The sequence below is a fragment of the Nocardia canadensis genome, assembly GCF_032656385.1.
In the GTDB taxonomy this organism is placed as follows: Bacteria; Actinomycetota; Actinomycetes; order Mycobacteriales; family Mycobacteriaceae; genus Nocardia; species Nocardia canadensis.
The window spans coordinates 1217179-1235582 of sequence record NZ_JAVCWB010000008.1 but is presented as its reverse complement, the minus strand read 5'-3'; the positions used below and the strand labels follow the sequence as shown (position 1 = coordinate 1235582).

Sequence of the window (18404 nt, the reverse complement as noted above, 5' to 3'; positions counted from 1 at the left end):
GGCCAGACCCGCATCACGTGACAGCCGCAGAGATCCACGTCGGACACCCGCCGGGCCCGATCGTCGGCGCGGGGCCGAGCCTGCCGGGGTTGAATCGGCCCCGCGCGTGCGTTATCCGTCGTGCGGGTCGCCGTGCCGGATCCGGTCGACCGAATCGCCGGTGAGGTCGATGCGGTGCAACGGTCGTGATGGCGGCCCTCGGAGTACCCGCGTCTACCGCCGCGCGGACGGATCGGGGAGGGTGGGCTCCGGAGTGGGGATCGGGGGAATCGGTTCGCCCGGACGAGGTAGGGGCGGCACCGGGTCGCCGGGAGTGGGCGGGATGGGGTCCGGCGCGGGACCGGGCGGGAAGGGGGCCGGCGGCGGGGGTTGGGGGGTCGGTTCGACCGGGGTCATGATCGCCTCCTCGACGGTGGTGAACGGCGGATGATCGCCATGTCCCCGCGATGCCCGCGTCCCGCCGCGCGAAACGGGAACGCGCCGCGAATCAAAGGATCGGACGGCCGCCGGTGACCGCGAGCCTGGCGCCGGAGAGGTAGCTACCGTCGTCGGCGGCGAGCAGGACATAGGCGGGTGCGAGCTCGGCGGGCTGTCCCGCCCTGCCCAGCGGGGTGTCGTCCCCGAACTTCGCGACCTTCTCCGGTGGCATGGTGGACGGAATCAGCGGCATCCAGATCGGGCCGGGCGCCACACTGTTCACCCGGATGCCCTTGTCGCCCAGCAATTGCGCCAGGCTCGCGGACAGATTCGCGATCGCGGCTTCGGTCGCGGCATACGGTGCCGGCGTCGGATTGGGCATGTCGGAATTCACCGACGAACTGCCGATGATCGACGACCCCGGCCGCATGTGCGGAGCCGCCGCCTGGACGAGATGGAAGGACGCGTCGGAGCCGTCGTGAATTCGGGCCGGGTAGTTGTCGATTCGATGATCACGGTTTGGCAACGGGCGCCGTGGTCAACCCTGGGTGTATGACCAACTCACGTAATCGGACAACGAGTACGCCGAGCATGGATCTGACCAGCACCATCATCATGTTGGCCACCTGCGTGTTCTTCCTCTTCGGGCTGGTGACACTGACGTCCTCGCTGCCGCTCGCGTTCGCCGGCTCGATCGGGCTGGCCGCCGCGATGGTGACGACCACCAGAGCCCTGGACTCCGCCCGGCCCTCGGTCGACGTCCGCGACAGCTAGCCCGACCGCCGATGTCGGCGATGGACAGCGCTTCCTCCGCGACCGGGGGACGGCGGGCTCACATCGGGTAGATCCCGTGCTTGCGCGGGTTGAATTCGGGGGTGACCGGAGGTTTGTCGCGCAGCAGGCGCAGGGCGTGGCGGATCTCGAGGCGGGTGCGGGACGGCTCGATGACGGCGTCGATGTAGCCGCGTTCGGCCGCGATCCACGGGGTGGCGACCGTCTCGTTGTACTGGTTGATCATGAAATCGCGGGCGGCGGCGCGATGTTCCTCGGGCACGGCGGCCAGCTGGCGCTTGCCGATGAGGTCGACAGCGCTCTCGGCGCCGATCACCGCGATCCGGGCGGTCGGCCACGCGAAGCTGATGTCGGCGCCGACCTGCCGGGCGGCCATCATGCCGTAGGCGCCACCATAGGACTTGCGCACCACCAGATTGATGATCGGCACCGTCGCCTCGATGATCGCGCGGGGGACCCGACCGCCGCGGATGATCACACCGGCGGCTTCCTGTTCGAGGCCGGGCAGCACGCCGGGGGTGTCGACGACGAAGACCAGCGGGATGTTGAACGCGTCGCAGAGCCGGATGAAGTAGGTGGACTTGTCCGAGCAGGCGGCATCGATCGAACCGCCCAGCACCAGTGGCTGATTGGCGATCACCCCCACCGGGTGGCCGTCGACCCGGGCGAAGCCGGTGATCAGGTTCGGGGCGAACAGGGCCCGGATCTCGTGGAATTCACCGTCGTCGAAGATGCGCAGCAAGATGTCGTGCATGTCGTAGCCCGCGCGGTCGGAATCCGGGATGATCGCGTCGAGTTCCAGGTCGTGGGCGGTGATCTCCGACTCCAGCCCGGGATTGACGATCGGTGGCTGTTCGAGGCAGCTCGTCGGCATGTAGCTCAGGTAGTTGCGGGCCCAGTCGTAAGCCTGCTGCTCGGTGTCGGCGATGTGATGCAGGGTGCCGCGCTTGGCCTGGACCTCGGCGCCACCGAGGTCCTCGGCGGAGATGTCCTCACCGTTGACCGCCTTGATCACCTCCGGCCCGGTGACGAACATGTAGGAATCCTTGGTGCCGATGAGCACATCGGTGTTGATCGGCCCGTAGACCGACCCCGCCGCGCACTTGCCGAGGATGATCGACACCTGCGGCACATAGCCGGACAGTTTTTCCAGCACGCGGGAGATGTCGCCGAAGGAGGCGATCGAGCCGACCGCGTCCTGGATCCGCGCTCCGCCGGAGTCGTTGATCGTGACCACCGGGCAGGCATTGTCGAAGGCGATTTTCAACGCGCGCATGAACTTGCGCGCCGCGGTGACGCCGACCGACCCGCCGTAGACGGTCTGGTCGTGGGCGATCACCACGACCGGCCGCCCGTGGATGAGTCCCCGACCGGTGACCAGGCCGTCGCCGTAGAGGGCGTCGGGCTGGTCGGGCTGGCGGGCGAACGCGCCGATCTCGACGAAGGTGCCCGGGTCCAGGAGCATGCGCAGACGCTCGCGGACGCTGGGAATGCCCTTCTTCGCGCGCTTGGCGACGCCGGCCTCGCCGGCGGGCTCTGCCGCGATCGCCAGGATGTCGACCAGTTGCTCGAGCTTCGCCTGCGTACTCGCCACGCCTACCGCCACCTTTCAGCTACTACTGTGCTGGCGCAGACGTTAGGCGGATTCGGGGCGCTCGGGCTCGAAGCGCCGAGTCTCAGGGACAGTTCACAGTCGGTCGTCATGTCGTCTTCCCGTCACTGTCCGGTCGAACACAATGGATTACGTCGGCCATGTCGCGCTCAGCAGCGCGCGGGCGCGGGTTCGTTCCGGAAGCGCGCCTCCAGAAAGTTCCAGGCTTCGGGCAGGCCCGCGACCGCGGTGGTCATGTGTTCGGCTATCTCGTAGCGGGAGAAGGTGATCGATGCCCCCGCGCGGCAGTACCGGTCCGCGACGTCGGCGACGGCGTCGAACGGGGTCAGTTCGTCGAAGACTCCTTGCCAGAAGAAGGTGGGGGTTTCGGGGATGCCGGGGTAGTCGCGCAAGCTGTTCTCGCGCAGCACGGCGCGGGCGTCGGGATTGTCCATCAGGCTCTTGGTGGCGGCGAGCTGTTCGGCGTTGCGCAGTGCGCCGTGCAGGAGCAGGAAGCGGCGACATTCGTCGTGGGTGAAGTCCCGGAACCACAGGCCCTCGGCGTTGAGCTGGTCCGAGATCGGCAGTCGCTCGGGGTATTCGCGTTCCAGGCCCATGGCGGCCGCCCACGCGAGACCGAACCCGGGGTGCGGGCCGAAGCCGATGCCCAGGGCCATCTGTTCGAGGTCGGCCGGAATACCGCCCGCGGCGACGCCGGCGAGTGTCAGATCGGGCGCGTAGGTGGGTTGCAGAGCGGCGGCCCACGCCGTGGCCATGCCACCACCGGAGTACCCGGCCAGTGCGATCGGTGACTGACCCAGGCCGAGTTCGGTCGCGCGTTGCAGGGCTTGCACGCTGTCGAGGGTGACCATGCCACTGAGCTTGGCGGCGCCGTAGGCGACGGTCGGGCCGAGGTAGTCCGGCAGCGCGACCGCCCAGCCCCGGCTCAGCGGCAGCACCGCGCCGAAGGCGTCGAGGGTTTCCTCGTTGAGCAACGAGTACGAGGGGTTGCACTTGGTGCCGAGGGAGTTGATCAGGGCCTGGTAGGACACCAGCGGTGGGTTGTGGACGCCGACCGGGATCAGCACGGTGGTCACGCCCATGATGGGGTGGCCCGCGGAATTGGTGGAGCGGAAGGCGACGTGCCAGATGTCGGTGCCCGCGTAGAGCCCGGTGTCGAGCTTGCGCGTACGGACCACGTCACCGGGGGCGAGGTCGCCGAGGGTGTCGGGTGCCGTGAAGAACGGGTCCGGGTTCGGTGTGGGATAGAGGGGTTCGGCGGTCGCCGCGGGGGCGAACAGTCCGGCGGTCAGAGCGCAGAACAGCACCGTCAGGGCGGCCGTCCAGATCCGGCGCATGGTGGATCCTTGTCATCGGTGGAGCAGGCGGGTGGTCAGCAGTTGGTCGGCGCGGGTTCGCCGCGGAACCGCGCGTCGAGCCACGCCACGGCGGAGGGGAATCCCATGACCGCGGTGGCGAGGTGGTCGGGACTGGGGTAGAGCTCGGACAGGACCGGGGTTCCGGCCCGGCAGTAGCGCTGGTTGGTGTGCACGACCGCGTCGACGGGGATCAGCGGATCGACCGGGGTGTGCCATTCGAAGATCGGCATCGTCGGCACCCCGTCGAAGAGTTCGAGGCTGTTCTCGTCGCCTACCGCCCACGCCCTCGGGTCGTCGATCAGGGACACGGTCGAGGCCAGGTCGCTCGCGCTGTGCATGGCGCCCGCGGCGATGAGTTCGACCGTGCAGCCGTTGGACATCGCCTCGCGCACCGCCAGGCCGGTGTCGTTGAGCTGTCCGCTGATCGGCAGCCGGTCCGGGTATTCGCGTTCCAGCCCGAGCGCCGCGGCCATGGCCAGCCCGAACATGGGGTGCGGAGCCAAGCCCAGGGCGCGGGCCATCGTGGTGATGTTCATCGGCACACCACCCTGCGCGGCCCCGACCAGCCGGAGTTCCGGGGCGTACCGGGGCGCGAGGGCCGCGGCCCAGCCGGTCGCCATTCCGCCGCCGGAATAGCCGAGCATGGCCGCCGGGCTGTCGGCGAGGCCGAGTTCGGGCACCCGGAGCGCGGCGCGGATGCCGTCGAGGGTGATCTGGCCGCCGAGCCGGGCCGCGCCGTAGGCGGCGTTCGGTCCGAGGTGATCGGGCAGCGCGATGCTCCAGCCTCGCAGCAGCATCGTGTTCAGCAGCGGAACGGCCCGGTAGAGCAGGTTCGGGTCGTAGGCGTAGAGGGCGCGCGAGACCGCGCACTGCGTGCCGAGACCGTTGATGATGTGCTGGTAGGACAGCAGCGGCCCGCCGGGGCGGTGGTCGTTCGGGGTGAGGATCGTGGTGGTCGCCGCGATCGGCCTGCCCTGGGAATCGGTGGACCGGAACTTGATCAGCGTGACCGTGGCCGTGGGGAAATACGGCAGCGGATCTTGCGTGCGGACCGCGAGGACCGCCCCGGGATCCCGGCTCGCGAGGTCGGCGGGCGCGGAATAGAAGGGGTCGGGGTCCGGCGTCGGATACAGCGGCACCGCGGCGGTCGCGGGCTGAGCGCCCGCGACGAGCAGGCCGGCCAAGACGGCGCAGGCCAGGGCGCGGGCGTCAGCGATCCTCATGGCTCACCCCCGGCGCGGGAATCCGGAAACCGATACCGGTGGCCCGCTCGGAGACCTCCCACAACTGCTGCCAGCGGGAGCGCTCGCGCGAGAGCGCGCTCGACGGGCACGCGCCGATCGCGCCCCGCGTGTTGAACAGCTTGGTCGGCCCCCAATAGGTGTGCGGGTCCGCGTCGGGCGAGGTCGCGGCGTACAGAATGGATTGTGCCGCGGCGGCGCGTGATTGACCGACGAGGCGGATGAACGGCTCGGCGACGTAGTCGAGCGGGGTCTCGGTGTGGGCGACGAGGCCGGTCGGGGAGACGCCCGGATGCACCACATACGACCGCAGACGCGACCCGTGCTCGTCGAGCCTGCGCTGCAGTTCCCGGCCGAACATCAACGTGGACAGTTTCGATTCGGCGTAGGCCGTCGAGCGCGAGTACCGGCGGCGTTCGAAACGCAGGTCGTCGAGCGGCAGGGAACGCGTCCAACCGTGCGAAATGCTCGACAGCGAGACGACCCGGTCGCGGACTCGGTCCAGCAGGAGCCCGGTCAAGGCGAAATGGCCGAGATGATTGACCCCGAATTGGGTCTCGAAACCATCGGCCGTGCGCGCGAACGGCACATTCATCAGGCCCGCGTTGTTGATCAGCACGTCGAATTCGCCGCATTGCCGGGCGAATCGCGCGACGGCGGTCAGGTCGGCCAGATCCAGTTCGGCCACCGTGACATCGCCCCCCACGCGTGCCGCGATATCGCTGCCGCGCCGCGGATCACGGCAGGCCATGACCACCGAGGCGCCGTGGGCGACGAGAACGCGGGTCACCTCCGCGCCGAGGCCGCCGTTGGCCCCGGTGATGACGAATCGCCGGCCGTGCTGATCCGGTATCGGATCGGGAGTCCTTGCCATGGCGCCCGACATTACGAATTGCGGAATCCCGATGGCAATGCGTTTGGAAAACGTCAAACGCGGCGCGGCGCGGGCTGGTCGTTTCCCAAAGACGGCCTGCGCGTCCGGAATTCGGTCATCGGCTGACATAGCGTGACGCCGTCAGTGCCCGAGCAGCTGTCGATTAGCTAGGAGATGTTTGCCGTATGGCTCGCGAAGACGAACTACGCACGTATATGAAGAAGGCCGTCCGGGAATTGCAGGTCACCCGGCAGCGTCTCGACGACGTGGAAGCGCGAGCCACCGAGCCGATCGCCATCGTCGGAATGGCGTGCCGTTACCCGGGCGGGGTCACCTCGCCGGAGCAGCTGTGGCAGGCGGCCGTCGAGGGGCGCAGCCTGGTGTCGGAGTGGCCCGCCGATCGGGGCTGGGACGTCGAGGGACTGTTCGATCCCGAACCCGGGCTGCCAGGCAAGTCGTACGTCCGCACGGGCGGCTTCCTCGACGGCGCCACCGCGTTCGACGCGAACTTCTTCGGCATCAGTCCGCGCGAGGCCCTGGCGATGGACCCGCAGCAGCGGCTGGTGCTCGAGACCGCGTGGGAGGCGTTCGAGCGGGCCGGCATCGATCCGACCACGGTGCGCGGCAGCGCCACCGGTGTGTTCGTCGGCCTGATGCCGGATATGCAGGGCCCGTCCTCGCGCGATATCGACGAACGGGTGCGCGAGACGATCGAGCACTTCCTGATGACCGGGCAGGCCTCCAGCATCGCTTCCGGCCGGGTGTCCTATGTGCTCGGGCTGGAGGGGCCTTCGGTCACCGTGGACACCGCCTGCTCGTCGTCGCTGGTCGCGATCCACCAGGCGGTGCGATCGCTGCGTTCCGGCGAGTCGACGCTGGCGCTGGCCGGCGGTGTCACGGTGATGGCGACACCCGCCGCGTTCGTCGCGTTCTCCACCCAGCGCGCCCTCGCCGCCGACGGCCGGTGCAAGTCCTTCGCCGCGGGCGCCGACGGTACCGCGTGGGGTGAGGGCGTCGGCATGCTGTTGCTCGAGCGGGTCTCCGAGGCCCGGCGTAACGGCCATCGAATCCTGGGCCTGGTGCGCGGCACGGCGGTGAACTCCGACGGCGCGTCCAACGGCCTGACCGCGCCGAACGGACGATCCCAGCAGCGGGTGATCCGCTCGGCGCTGGCCGACGCGGGGCTGGCCTCGCACGAGGTCGACGTCGTCGAGGCGCACGGCACCGGGACCCGGCTGGGCGATCCCATCGAGGCCGAGGCGCTGCTGGCGACCTACGGTGCCGAGCGCGACGGGGCGGAGCCGCTGTTGCTCGGGTCGCTCAAATCGAACATGGGCCATACCCAGGCCGCGGCCGGTGTCGGCGGGTTGATCAAGATGGTCATGGCGATGCGGCGCGGGCTCGTGCCGCCGACGATCAATGTCGACGAGCCGACGCCGCACGTGGACTGGTCCGCGGGCGCGGTGCGGCTGGCGACCGAGACCCAGGCGTGGCCCGCGACCGGTCGTCCGCCGCGTGCGGCGGTGTCGTCCTTCGGTATCAGCGGCACCAACGCGCATGTGATCGTCGAGCGCGGCGACCTCGAGCAGGACGTGGCCCGGCCCGCCGATGCCCTTGTGCCGCCGGTGATTCCGTGGGTGCTGAGCGCCCGCTCGGCCGACGGCGTCGTGGCGCAGGCGGCGGCGTTGCTCGGCGCGGTCGAGTCCGGCGTCGCCACCGACGCCGTCGACATCGGCTTCTCGCTGCTGGATACCCGGGCGCGGTTCGACCATCGCGCCGTGATCGTGGGACACGATCTCGACGAGTTGGCCGCGGGACTGCGATCGGTCGCCGAGGATCGGTCCGCGCACAACGTCGTGCGCGGCACGGCCGGTGCGGCGGTGACGGCGGCGATGTTCCCCGGGCAGGGCGCGCAGCGCGTCGGCATGGGGCGCGAGCTCTACGACAGCTATCCCGTGTACCGGACGGCCTTCGACGAGGTCTGCGAGGAACTGGACAAGCACCTCGAGCTCTCGTTGCTCGACGTGGTCTTCGCCGCGCCGGGCACCGAGCGCGCCGCCCTGCTGGACCGCACCGAGATCACCCAGGTCGCGCTCTTCGCCACCGAGGTGGCGATCTACCGGCTGGCCGAATCCTGGGGCCTGCGACCGGCATTCGTGCTGGGCCATTCGATCGGGGAGATCGTCGCGGCGCAGGTGGCCGGCGTCTGGTCGCTGCCGGACGCGTGCGCGCTGGTGGCGGCCCGGGGACGGCTCATGCAGTCCGGACCGGCGGGCGGGGCGATGATCGCGGTCGCCACGGACGCCGCGACCGCCGCCGAGCTGGTCCGGGAATACGACGACGTGAGCATCGCCGCCGTCAACGGGCCCGCGTCGGTGGTCCTGTCGGGCGCGAGCGCGTCGATCGACGCGCTCGCCGGTCAGCTGACGGCCGAGGACGTGCGCACCACCCGGCTGCTGGTGAGTCACGCGTTCCATTCGGCCCACATGGACGCGGTCCTCGCGGAATTCGACCAGGTATGTCGCGGCCTGACCTATCATCCGCCGACGGTGCCGGTGATCTCGGCGCTCACCGGCAAGGTCGCCGAGGTGACCGAACTGTGCTCCCCGGACTACTGGGTCAACCATCTGCGCGAACCGGTCCGCTACCTGGACGCGGTGCGGTGGGCGCGCGAGCAGGGCGGTGTCGACTGCTTCGCGGAAATGGGGCCGGGCGCCGCCCTGACGGCGATGGTGCACGAGATCGTCGACGACGGTGAGGCAGTGACCGCCGTCGCGCTGCAACGGCCCGGCCTGGCCGGTGACCTCGCGTTCGCCCTGGGACTGTCGGCGTTGTATTCGGCAGGGACGTCGCTGGATCCGGTCTCGGTGTTCGACGGTTCCGGGGCCCGCCGGATCGACTTGCCCACCTACGCCTTTCAGCGCGACCGGTACTGGCTCGAGGTGACCGAGAGCAGCAATGTGCGCGGCGCCGGACTCGCCGCCGCGGACCATCCGCTGCTGGGCGCCAAGGTCGATCTCGCCCAGGACGGCGGGCTGCTGCTGACCGGGCGGCTGTCGCCGCACACCCACCCCTGGCTGGCGGGTCACCGGATCGGCGGCGCGATTCTGCTGCCCGGGACGGCCTTCGTCGAACTCGCCTGGCACGCGGGACAACGGGTGGACTGCCCCGAGGTCGGTGAACTCGTGCTCGAAGCGCCGCTGGTGCTGCCCGAGCCGGGCGCGGTGGAGATCCAGGTGCTCGTCGGCGCGGCGCGGGAGTCGGGGGAGCGCACCCTGGGGGTGTACTCCCGCCCGCAGACATCGACCGGGTCCGACCTGCCGTGGACCTGTCACGCCACGGGCACCGTGCGGGCCGCGACCGATCCGGCCGCGGCCGCCACCGGTGCGTGGCCGCCGCCGGGAGCCGTCGCGGTGGCTCTCGGTGACCCGTACGAGGCGATGGCGGCGGCGGGATACGACTACGGCTCCGCCTTCCGCGGGCTCGGCCGGATCTGGCGCCACGGTGCCGAGGTGCTGGCCGAGGTGGCCCTGCCCGAGGCCGACGCCGGCGCGGCCGGGCAGTTCGGTCTGCACCCCGCGCTGCTGGACGCGGCGCTGCACGCGATGATCGCGACTGGCACCGTCGGACCGACCGAGTCCGGCACGGTGCGGCTCCCGTTCGCCTGGGAAGGCGTGTCGCTGTTCGCGGTGGGCGCGGCCGAACTCCGGGTCCGGCTGACCCCCGCCGGAACGGACCGGATCGCGCTCGAACTGACCGATACGACGGGCAGGCCGGTCGCCCGCGCGGAATCGCTGGCGCTGCGCGAGATCTCGCTCGACCTCCTGGAACAGCGGCCGTCGGCGACCGACGGCGGCCTGTTCGAACTGAACTGGGTGACGGTCCCCGCACCCGACGCGATCGGCGACGACGGCGAATGGCACACCCTCGCCGAGGGCGCGGTCGTGGTGGAGCAGTGCGCACGCGGCGCGGGCGACCTCGTCGTCGTGCGGGTGCCCGGTGCCGCCCCCGACCCGGCGACCGCGCACGAGCAGGTGATCGCGGTCCAGACCGTCGTCCAGGACCTGCTCGCCGATGATCGGTTCACCCGGGCCCGGATCGTGTTCGTGAGCACCGGCGCGGTCGCCGTGCACAGCGCCGAGGACATCGGCGATCTCGCGGGCGCGGCGGTGTGGGGTCTGCTGCGGACCGCACAGAACGAGCACCCCGGCCGGATCACCCTGCTCGATCTCGACGGGCGGACCGACTATCGCGAGGCGGTCCGTGCCGCCGTGGCGCTCACCACCGAACCCCAGCTGGCGATCCGGCACGGCGAATCCCACGCGCCCCGCCTGGTTCGCGCCGGCGCGGATACGGTCGGATCGGCCGACGCGCTCGACGGCGGCGACTGGCAGCTCGTCGATCGCGGTCGCGGCACCCTCAACGGGGACAACATGTTCCTCGCCGAACAGTCCGCGCCCACACCGCTGGCACCGGGGCAGGTCCGCATCGCGGTCCGCGCGGCGGGCGTGAACTTCCGTGACGTCCTGATCGTGCTCGGGATGTACCCGATCCCGAACACCGCCATCGGCGGCGAAGGCGCCGGTGTCGTCATCGAGGTCGCACCCGACGTGGTGGACTTCGCGCCCGGCGACCGGGTGATGGGCATCTTCACCGGCGTGAGCGCCACGGTGGTGGCCGACCGGCGGACGGTGATCCCGATCCCGACGGGCTGGTCGTTCGAGGACGCCGCCGCCGCGCCGATCGTGTTCGCCACCGCCTACTACGCTCTGGTCGACCTGGCCGGGGCGCGGGCAGGGGAGTCGCTGCTCATCCACGCCGCGACCGGCGGTGTCGGGATGGCCGCGGTGCAGCTGGCCCGTCATCTCGGGCTCGACCTGTTCGTCACGGCCAGCCCCGGGAAATGGGATGTGCTGCGGGCGAACGGTTTCGGCGACGAGCGTATCGGCAACACCCGCACCACCGAGTTCGAGGGCAAGTTCCTGGCGGTCACCGGGGGCCGCGGTGTCGACATCGTGCTCGACTCGCTGGCGGGCGAGAAGGTCGACGCGTCGCTGCGCCTGCTGCCGCGTGGGGGGCGCTTCATCGAGATGGGCCTGACCGATCTGCGCGACCCCGACGAGATCGCGGCGCGGTACCCGGGGGTCGGCTACCAGAACTTCCTGCTGATGGAGGCGGGCCCCGACCGGTTGCACGAGATCCTGACCGACCTGCGCGGCCTGTTCGAATCCGGTGTCCTGCGCCCCCTTCCGGTGACGCGCTGGGATGTGCGACGGGCGCCGGAGGCGTTCCGGCAGCTGAGTCAGGCCCGCCACGTCGGCAAGTACGTGCTGACGGTCCCGGCCCCGCTGGACCCCGACGGCACCGTCCTGGTGACCGGCGGCACCGGCGGCCTGGGCGCGCTCGCCGCCCGGCACCTGGTCACCGCCCACGGCGTGCGGCATCTGCTGCTGGCCAGCCGGCGCGGACCCGCTGCCGACGGCGCCGCCGAGCTCGCCGCCGAACTGGCCGCGCTCGGCGCCCGGGTCGACATCGCCGCCTGCGATGTCGGTGACCGGGACGCGGTGACCGCGCTGGTCGCCGCGATCCCACCCGAGCGCCCGCTCACCGCGGTGGTGCACACCGCGGGCCTGGTCGCGGACGCGCTGTTCGCCGAGCACACCCCCGACCACGTCGCGAAGGTATTCCACGCCAAGGCCGAAGCCGCCTGGCACCTGCACGAGGCGACGCGCCACCACCCGCGGGCCCAGTTCGTCCTGTACTCCTCGATCGCGGGTCTGCTCGGCAATCCCGGTCAGGCGAACTATGCCGCGGCCAACGGCTTCCTCGACGCACTGGCCCAGCACCGCAGGCAGCACGGCCTGCCCGCGACCGCCCTGGCCTGGGGGCTGTGGGAGCGCGGCACCGGCATCACCGGTCATCTCACCGAGCGTGACCGGCAGCGGATGCGCCGCGAAGGTCTCATCCCGCTCGGCGACGCGGACGGCATGGCCCTGTTCGACACCGCGCTGTCGACCGGCAGGTCGCTGGCGGTCCCCGCCCGACTCGATCTCACCGCGTTGCAGTCACTCGGCGACGTGGACGAGATGCCCGCGATTCTGCGGTCGCTGCTGCGCGGTCCGCGCCGGGTCGCCGGTGGCGGCTCCGACGAATCGGCGAAGCTGCTGGCCGCGCTGGCCGGCGTCGAGCCCGCCGAGCAGGAGCGGATCATCCTGGGCGTGATCCGGTCGCACGCGGCGGCGGTACTCGGGCATGCCTCCGCCGAGGCGGTGCCCGCGGAGACCGCCTTCACCGACCTGGGCTTCGACTCGCTGGGCGCGGTGGAATTCCGCAATCGGCTCGAAGCCGCCACGGGGGCCAAGCTGCGCACCACCATCGTGTTCGACTACCCCAACGCCGCCGCGCTGGCTCAGTACCTGCGCACCGAGATCGCCCCGGTCGACGATCCCGCGGCGCGCATCGCCGCCCAGCTCGACGCGCTCGCCGCCGGGTGCGCCGGGGTGGACCTGCCGCCGGAACGGATCGAGGAGCTGCTCGGCCGGATCAACGACCTCGCGCGCGCCCTGCGCGGCGGCGGGGCCGAGGACTTCGTCGACAACATCGACGTCGCCGACGACGACGCGCTCTTCGACCTGATCGACCAGGTCCGTTCGGTCTGAGCCGACCAGAAAGCGAGACTCGAATGGCCGACGAAGCCGAACTGCGCGCCTATCTCAAGCGCGCCACCCGACAGTTGCAGGAAACCAGGCAGCGCCTGAGCGAGGAGCAGGAACGCGCCAGGGAACCGATCGCGATCATCGGCATGTCGTGCCGGTTCCCCGGCGCGATCACCACACCCGACGAGCTGTGGCAGGCCCTGATCGACGGGCGCGACCTGATCACCGAATTCCCCGCCGATCGCGGCTGGGACATCGACGGGTTCTACGACCCCGACCCCGACAAGTTCGCCAAATCGTATGTGCGCGAAGGAGGTTTCCTCGACAACGCGGGCGAGTTCGACGCCGGCTTCTTCGGCATCAGCCCGCTCGAAGCCGAGGCGATGGACCCGCAGCAGCGGTTGCTGCTCGAGATCGCCTGGGAATCGGTCGAGCACGCCCGGCTGGACCCGACGGCCCTGCGCGGCAGCGCGACCGGGGTGTTCGTCGGCTTCAGCGATCAGGGCTACGGCTTCGGCGCCACCCGGTCCTGGGACGGCGCCGAGACCTACTACTTCACCGGTAACCACGCCTCCATGGCGGCCGGTCGCGTCGCCTATCTGCTGGGGTTGGAGGGGCCCGCGGTGACCGTCGACACCGCGTGCTCGTCCTCGCTGGTCGCGATCCACCAGGCCGTGCAATCGCTGCGGCTGGGGGAGTGCACGACGGCCCTGGCCGGGGGCGTCACCGTGATGTCGACCCCGATGCCGTTCGCCCTGTTCTCCCGCCAGCGCGCGCTGGCGGCGGACGGGCGGTGCAAGTCCTACGCCGCCGGCGCCGACGGCACGGCCTGGGGCGAGGGCGCCGGAATGCTGCTGCTGGAGCGTCTCTCGGATGCCCGGCGGCACGGGCACCGGGTGCTCGCGGTCGTGCGCGGGTCCGCGGTGAACAGTGACGGCGCGTCGAACGGGCTCACCGCGCCGCGCGGCATCGCCCAGCAGCGGGTGATCCAGTCGGCCCTGGCCAACGCCGGGCTGCGGGCCGGCGAGGTGGACGTGGTGGAAGGCCACGGCACCGGCACCGTGCTCGGTGACCCGGTGGAGGCGCAGGCCTTGCTGGCCACCTATGGGCAGCGCGACGGTGCGCCGCCGCTGGTGCTCGGCTCGGTCAAATCCAATATGGGACATACCCAGTCGGCCGCCGGGGTCGCCGGCGTCATCAAGGTCGTCGAGTCGCTCCGGCGCGCGATGGTCCCGCCGACCCTGCACGTCGACGCACCGACCCCGCACGCCGACTGGTCCGCCGACCGGATCCGGCTCGCGCGGCGTCCCCAGGTCTGGCCGGAAACCGAGCACGCGCGCCGGGCCGGGGTGTCGTCGTTCGGCATCAGCGGAACCAACGCGCACGTGATCGTGGAGCAGGCGCCGGAGCCGGAAAGCCCGGTGACGGAGCAGGATCGGCACCCCACGGCACCCGTCGCGTGGCCGCTGTCGGCGCGCGATGCCGCCGGTCTGCGCGCCCAGGCGGCTCGGCTGTACGCCGCGGTGGCGGACTCCGCCGCCGACCCCGCCGGGATCGGGTATTCGCTGGCCACCACGCGCACGCGATTCGACCACCGTGCGGTCGTCGTGAGCCGGACCGGCGCCGAACTCCTCGACGGGCTCGCCGCGCTCGGCGCACCCTCGGCCGTGGCGTCGCCTCGCGGCGGCAAGCTGGCGATGATGTTTCCCGGTCAGGGCGGGCAGCTCGCCGGTATCGGCCGCGGACTCTACGACGCCTACCCGGTCTTCGCGCGGGCCTTCGACGAGACCGCCGCCGGCTTCGACGCCCACCTCGAGCACACGCTGCGCGGGGCGGTGTTCGACGCCGACACCGAGCTGCTCGCGCGGACCGACTACGCCCAACCCGCCGTGTTCGCCCTCCAGGTGGCGCTGTACCGACTGCTCGAATCCTGGGGAGTGACACCGGATTACCTGGTCGGGCATTCCCTCGGTGAACTCACCGCCGCGTATGTGGCCGGGGTGTTCTCGCTCCCCGACGCGATCGCGGTAGTGGCCGCCCGTGGCCGGTTGATGCAGCGCATGGAACAGGGCGCGATGATCGCGGTGCGGGCAGGCGCCGGCGAGGCGCTCGCCTCGATCGCGGGGCGCGCGACGGTATCGGTGGCCGCGGTCAACGGCCCGAACGCCACGGTGATCGCGGGCGATCCCACCGCGATCGGTGAGATCGCCCGGTACTGGCGGGGCCGCGGGCGCCGGGTCACGCGGCTCGGTGTCGATCGCGCCTTCCACTCCCCCCACGTGGCGGCGATCGTCGAGGAGTTGCGCGGGGTCCTGGCGTCGATCCGGCTCGACGAGCCCCGGCTCCCGGTCGTGTCCACACTGACCGGCGCCGAAGCGACCCCGGGCCTGCTGACCTCGGTCGGCCACTGGGTTCGCCAGGCCCGTGAACCGGTGCTCTTCCACGACAGCGTGCGCTGGATGCACGAAGCCGAGGTGGACACCTATCTCGAGCTCGGCGCGGGCGACACGCTCTCCGCCCTGGTCTACGAGACGCTCGCCGCCAGCGGCAGCGTCACCGTCCCGCTGCTGCGACCCGGTGTCGACGAGGCGATGTCGGCGGTGCAGGCCGTGGCGAGCGCATGGGTCGGCGGCGCCGAGGTGGACTGGCGGGCGCTCCACGGCGACCGGGCGCCCGGGCTCGTCGACCTGCCGACCTACCCGTTCCAGCGCAGGCGCTACTGGGTACACACCGACAGCGCCGTGGTCGAGAACCTGATCGGCGCGGCGGGCAACGGCATCGTCGGCGAGGCGACGCCGTCCGCCGGACCGTCGACGCTGCGGGAATCGGCGCAGGCCCGCGAGCGAGCGGACCTGGCGGAGATCCCGGACGAGCAGCGTGCCGAGGTCGCGACGCGCTTGGTGCTGGCCCAGATCCGGGAAATCCTCATCGACCGCACCGACGACGACATCGACCTCGACGCCACGCTCCTGCAGATCGGGCTGACCTCGCTCAGCGCGCTGGAACTGCGCGGCCGGATCACCAGAGCCGCGGGTACCCACGTCTCGCTCGAGGATCTGTTCACCCATCCGACGCCCCGAGCGCTCGCGGATCTGCTCGTCGCCCGGATCTGGGCCGACACGACGACCCCCGAGGCGGTGCCCGCATGACGCTGTCCTCCGTGCCTCGCGGCACCGTCGCCTTCGAGCAGCTGGTACCGGCCGTCCTGGCGCACCGGCGCGGTCTGGCCGAGGTATACGTCGCCGACACCGCCGTCGTGGGCGAGAGCGAATTCCTTGTCGCGGTACAGGTTCCGCGAGCGCACTCGCTGTGGTTCGACCGGCTGGTCGCCTATCACGATCCCTTCGCCGCGCTGGAGGCCGTACGACAGTCGCTGCTGGTCGTCGGCCAGCGGCACCTCGGAGTGCCCGCCGACGCGCCGGCGAGCCTGCAGACGATGTCGTTCCAGGTCGAAGACCTCAGCACCTTCCGCGACACCGAACGCGAACCCTTCGAGGGGATCGTGCGACTCCGCCCGGGGGCAGCGGGGTCAGGCCGCGGCTACTACCAGGATGTCTCCTTCGAGGCCGTGCTGACCGTGCACGGCGCGTCGGCGTTGTCGGTGCGCGGCAGCGGGATCGCGTTCCCGCGCGAGGCCTACGACGAATTCCGCGAACTCCAGCGGCGCGGTCGATCCGCGCGCGCCCCGAGCGGCGCCGACGCACCCCGACCGCTGGATCCCGCCCTGGTCGGACGGCGCGACCCACGCAATGTCGTGCTCGCCCGCGATGCCGCGGGCAGGCTGGTCCTGGTCGTGGATCGCGGCCACCCGAGCTTCTTCGACCACCAGTACGACCATGTCCCCGGCCCGCTGCTGCTCGAGGCGTTCCGGCAGGCGGCGGTCCTCGCCGCGACCGAGGCCGGTGCGCTCGACTCGCCGGTCGCGGCGGTGTTGGACGTGACGGCCCGGTTCAGCGACTTCGCCGAACTCGACAGCGAGATCACCTGCGCCACCACGATCGTGGGCGACCTCGCGATGGGCGAGATCGCCGTCCAGGTCGACCTGCACCAGTTCGGCAACACCATCGCCGTCGCTCGCCTCGAGCTGGCGCACTATCCCGCGTCCCGGGAACGACAGGAGCACACCGGATCATGACCACCCCAGCGACAGGATCGGGCAAGCGGTTCGCCGTCATCGGCGGCGGTCTGTCCGGTATCGGCGCCGCCTACCAGCTCCATCAGGCCGGACACGACGTCGAGGTGCTCGAACAAGACGCCGTGCTCGGCGGCCGCTGCGGCTTCGACACGCTCGGCGGCCGCCCGATCATGATGGGCGGCAAGAACATCGGACGGCGATATTACGAGCTGCGCCGGTTCATCGCCGCGTCGGGAGACCGGGCCTACGAGCCGTTCGGCATCAACAGCTCGCAGATCGTCGACGGCACGATGGTGACCCTCGACAACCCCGGCATCGCCGGATTCCTGCGTCATCTCCTGCGCACCGGATCGCCGGTGGACGCGGCGCGGATGCTCTACTACGGTGCGCGGGTGCGTTTCGACGAGCGCCATCGGTACCTGGGCTCGGACTTCTTCGGTGCCGTGGGCGCCCGCAACGACGCCGCCGCGCTGAGCGCGCACTTCGGCCCGGACTTCGCGCGCACCGTGTTGCGGCCGTTGACCGTTCGGCTCAACGCCGCCGAGCCGGACGAGGTCTTCCTCGGCGCGTTCGGGGTGAGCCTGGGCATGGTGCAGGATCGCTACGACCAGCTCGTCGACGGACTGCAGCCCGTCCTGGACTGGTTCGCCGGGCAGGTGCGGGTGCGGCTGAACACCCGGGTGGATCGCCTCGTCGTCCGCGACGGGCGGATCACCGGACTGGACGTGTCCGACAGCGGCGGCGCGGCGAGCTCCACCGGCTACGACGGGGTGGTGCTCGCGATTCCGGCGCACGCGGCCGCGGTCCTGCTGGAGCCGGTGGCACCCGCGCTGGCCAAGCTGCTGGGCGAGGTGACCTATCACCCGTCCACGGTGGCGGTGGTGCAGTACGCGAAGCCGTTCTTCGGCAGCACTGTTCGCTCGATCGCGTTCGACTCGGGTCCGTGCAGCGCCGCCGGCGTCTACGGCGTGCACGACCGCGACATCGTCCGCTACACCTTCAGCGGCCGCGCGGCCCGCCCACGACCCGACACCGTGCAGCTGAGCCGCTGGATCGACGAAGCCGAAGCGACGGTGCGCGGCCACCTCGGCGGGTTCATGCCGGCCCGCGTTCGCACCGAATCGCGCAGCTGGGCCGCGGCGCACTGCGCGTATCTGCCCGATCACGCCGCGTTCCTGGGGAAGGTGCGCGAACAGTCCGATGCCCTGGCCGGACTGGAACTCGCCGGGGACTATCTGCTGGGCGCGCAGCTCGAAGCGTGCTTCCGGTCCGGCATCGCCGCGGCGCGCGCGATCACGCGGTAGCGCCGATGCGGTGCG

At 71.2% G+C, this 18404-nt stretch carries 9 protein-coding genes and 1 pseudogene; 5 read left to right on the top strand and 5 right to left on the bottom strand.

Features of this window, described 5'->3' with window-relative positions; all coding sequences use genetic code 11:
• Positions 1-487: 487 nt before the first annotated feature.
• Positions 488-883: pseudogene (locus Q7X29_RS19505) on the bottom strand (SDR family oxidoreductase); the annotation flags it as partial.
• Between the two features lie 86 nt (positions 884-969).
• On the opposite strand from Q7X29_RS19505, the gene Q7X29_RS19500 reads away from it, so the two are divergent.
• Positions 970-1191 carry a hypothetical protein gene (locus Q7X29_RS19500; RefSeq protein WP_218718053.1) on the top strand — a complete coding sequence of 74 codons (222 nt, stop codon included), beginning with the start codon at positions 970-972 and terminating at the stop codon, positions 1189-1191.
• Positions 1192-1249: 58 nt separating this feature from the next.
• On the opposite strand, the gene Q7X29_RS19495 is transcribed toward Q7X29_RS19500, so the two are convergent.
• From Q7X29_RS19495 to Q7X29_RS19480, 4 genes are all read right to left on the bottom strand, one after another.
• A complete protein-coding gene (locus Q7X29_RS19495; RefSeq protein ID WP_316574958.1) occupies positions 1250-2803 on the bottom strand; it encodes an acyl-CoA carboxylase subunit beta in 1554 nt (517 codons plus the stop codon).
• Between the two features lie 167 nt (positions 2804-2970).
• On the bottom strand, positions 2971-4158 hold the full coding sequence (locus Q7X29_RS19490; RefSeq protein WP_316574957.1) for a lipase family protein: 1188 nt from the start codon (positions 4156-4158) through the stop codon (positions 2971-2973).
• Positions 4159-4193: 35 nt separating this feature from the next.
• Positions 4194-5402: a lipase family protein gene (locus Q7X29_RS19485; RefSeq protein ID WP_218718050.1), complete on the bottom strand. Its 1209-nt coding sequence runs from the start codon at positions 5400-5402 to the stop codon at positions 4194-4196.
• Positions 5389-6294, bottom strand: a complete 906-nt coding sequence (locus Q7X29_RS19480; protein ID WP_316575384.1) for an SDR family NAD(P)-dependent oxidoreductase — start codon at positions 6292-6294, stop codon at positions 5389-5391. Before Q7X29_RS19480 ends, Q7X29_RS19485 begins: the two co-directional genes overlap by 14 nt.
• Before the next feature lie 185 nt (positions 6295-6479).
• On the opposite strand from Q7X29_RS19480, the gene Q7X29_RS19475 reads away from it, so the two are divergent.
• The 4 genes from Q7X29_RS19475 to Q7X29_RS19460 are packed head-to-tail and all read left to right on the top strand — an operon-like array spanning position 6480 to position 18389.
• Positions 6480-12953 carry a type I polyketide synthase gene (locus Q7X29_RS19475; RefSeq protein WP_316574956.1) on the top strand — a complete coding sequence of 2158 codons (6474 nt, stop codon included), beginning with the start codon at positions 6480-6482 and terminating at the stop codon, positions 12951-12953.
• A gap of 23 nt (positions 12954-12976) precedes the next feature.
• Positions 12977-16099 carry a type I polyketide synthase gene (locus tag Q7X29_RS19470; RefSeq protein WP_316574955.1) on the top strand — a complete coding sequence of 1041 codons (3123 nt, stop codon included), beginning with the start codon at positions 12977-12979 and terminating at the stop codon, positions 16097-16099.
• Positions 16096-17085 (top strand): AfsA-related hotdog domain-containing protein, encoded by a 990-nt coding sequence (locus Q7X29_RS19465; protein ID WP_218720523.1) that lies wholly within the window; start codon positions 16096-16098, stop codon positions 17083-17085. Before Q7X29_RS19470 ends, Q7X29_RS19465 begins: the two co-directional genes overlap by 4 nt.
• A complete protein-coding gene (locus Q7X29_RS19460) occupies positions 17082-18389 on the top strand; it encodes a protoporphyrinogen/coproporphyrinogen oxidase (protein WP_316574954.1) in 1308 nt (435 codons plus the stop codon). The genes Q7X29_RS19465 and Q7X29_RS19460 overlap by 4 nt, the downstream gene beginning before the upstream one ends.
• The last annotated feature ends 15 nt before the right edge of the window (positions 18390-18404 follow it).